Source organism: Achromobacter semiaridum, assembly GCF_053543755.1.
This window is the reverse complement of sequence record NZ_JBLVOL010000109.1, coordinates 36421-38863: the sequence shown is the minus strand read 5'-3', so window position 1 is coordinate 38863 and position 2443 is coordinate 36421. Positions and strand designations below refer to the sequence as shown.

Genomic DNA, 2443 nt, shown 5'->3' with positions numbered 1-2443 from the left:
GCAATACCCTTCGCCTTTCCCGCCGCTTTACCCCCCCTCGAAGTTTCCATCCCGGCTTTCCCGCGCTTGCCTCCTGCTTGCCGCTGCCGCAATGCCGCACATGCCACGCATTTGGCCCGTGGCCATGTTGTGAAAAGTGGACATCACGCCCCATTACATTTCTGAGAATGCGAATCGATTTCATCGATAGTAAGATCGCGCCACTTAAAAATTCTCGGATCTTGGAATGCGGCGCGTCATCTTTTCGGCATGTCTTTTGAACACAGCGGTTCCCCCGGCGTTGGCCGATGACGCCGGCACAACACCACCTGTCCAGCTTGAGGCGGTCAGCGTTTATGGGGATGCCGAGCGTGCCGACGGCCCGGTGATCGGCTATCGGGCCACGCGTTCGCTTAGCGCGACGCGCACCGACACCGCGCTGCACGATGTGCCGCAGTCGATCACCGTGGTGCCCCGCGACGTCGTCGAAGACACCAACGCAACGCGCCTGGAGCAAGTGCTGGATTACGCCGGCGGCGTCGGCCGCGCCAACAACTTCGGCGGGCAGGGGCTGACCACCGTCACCGTGCGCGGCTTCACGACTGGCGAGTACTACCGCAACGGCTTTCCCATCAATCGCGGCTATCCCAATGCGCCCGACTCCTACACGCTGGAACGGCTGGAAGTCATTCGGGGTCCCAACACCAGCCTGTATGGCCGAGGCGACCCCGGCGGCACGTTCAACGTGGTGACCAAGCAGCCAGAGGCGGAATCGCGCGTAACCGTGGGCACGCAGGTCGATACGCACGGCATGCGCCGCGCCACCCTCGACACCACCGGCGCGCTGAACGAAGACGGCAGTCTCACCTATCGCGTCAACGCACTGGCCGAAGGCGGCGACAGCTTTCGTGATGACGTCAGCACCGAACGCTATGGCATTGCGCCGGTGATCAGCTGGCAACCCAGCGCCGCCACCCGCATCACGCTGGAAGCCGAGATGATGCGCAACAACCATCCGCTGGACCGCGGTCTGACGCGCTATCCCACCCAGACCGAACGCGCCTCGCGCGCCACCAACGTCTGGGAGACGGGCACCGACAACAAGCTGCACAACGACAACAACGTGGTGCAGCTGCGCTTCGAACATGCGCTTAACGACAACTGGAAACTGGGCGGCGGGGCACAGTGGCTGGACGGCACGCTGAAAGGAAACGCCGTCGAAGCGAACGCCTTGCAGGCGGACGGCCGCACGCTGGGTCGCAACTTCAATTACCGCAAGCTGGACTGGACGGACCGCGACGTCCAGCTGAACCTGACCGGCAACTTCAGCACGGGCGGCCTACGTCACACGCTGCTGACCGGTATCGAGGTCGAAGACTACGATTACCGGTCCATCATCCGGCGTTCGGCCGCGGGTGCCGCTGCCTATCCCATCGATCTTTACGATCCCGTGCTGGGGCAGCCACGCCCCGCGTTGACACGCATCACCACGCACGACAACGAAAACCTCAAGACCTGGGCCGCCTTCGTGCAAGACCAAGTGGCGCTGACCGATCGCTTCAAGCTGCTGGCCGGGCTGCGCTTCGAACGCTTCGAACACACCTACCGCGACCGGCTACCCGCGGGCAGCCGTTGGCGCACCACCGATACGGCCGTCACGCCGCGCCTGGGCCTCATCTATGACCTGACCGATACCCTGGCCGTCTACGCCAACACGGCGCGCTCGTACAAGCCGAACACGGGCGCCGACCGCCAAGGCAAGGGCTTCGATCCCGAACAGGGCAAGTCGTTTGAAGTGGGCGCCAAATGGGAATTGCTGGACCGCCGCCTGAGCGTGGATGTGGCCGCCTACCAGATCGACAAGAAAAACGTGCTGACGGTGGACCCTACCGACTCCACCTATCGCGTTGCGGCCGGCAAGGTGCGCAGCCGTGGCATCGATGTCAACGTGGCGGGCAACATCACGCGTGAATGGCGGGTCATCGGCGGCTATTCGTATGTGGACGCCAAGGTCACCGAAGACAACACGCTGCCGCGTGGCACGCGCCTGGCCAACATCCCGCGCAACACGCTAAGCCTGTTGAATATGTACGAATTTCACGAAGGCCCGGCGCGGGGTCTGGGCCTGGGCGCCGGTGTGCGCTATGTGGATGACCGCGCCGGCCAGACCGTGGCCTCTTCGTACAACATGGGCGCCTACGTGGCGGTGGACCTGTACAGCTTCTACCAGGTCAACAAGCACCTGCGCGTGAATCTGGACGTGACGAACGTGTTCAACCGCAATTACGACGAGGGCGCGTTCAATACCTACGTGTATCCCGGTGCGCCGCGCACCGCGCAATTGGGCGTCAGCTACACGTATTGAGGCGGAGGCCTCGCTTCATGGCGCAGGCCTCATGCGGCGCGCCGGCCCAGCTCTTTCAGGGCCGCTGCCCCTGGGACCATGACAGCGGTGTCGGGGGCC

The 2443-nt window shown here is 63.8% G+C and carries 1 protein-coding gene; it reads left to right on the top strand.

Annotation, left to right across the window (positions count from 1 at the left end):
- The first annotated feature begins 256 nt into the window (after positions 1-256).
- The gene (locus ACNPP0_RS24185) at positions 257-2344 is read left to right on the top strand and encodes a TonB-dependent siderophore receptor (protein ID WP_448707224.1); all 2088 of its coding nucleotides are present in this window, start codon (positions 257-259) and stop codon (positions 2342-2344) included.
- Positions 2345-2443 lie beyond the last annotated feature (99 nt).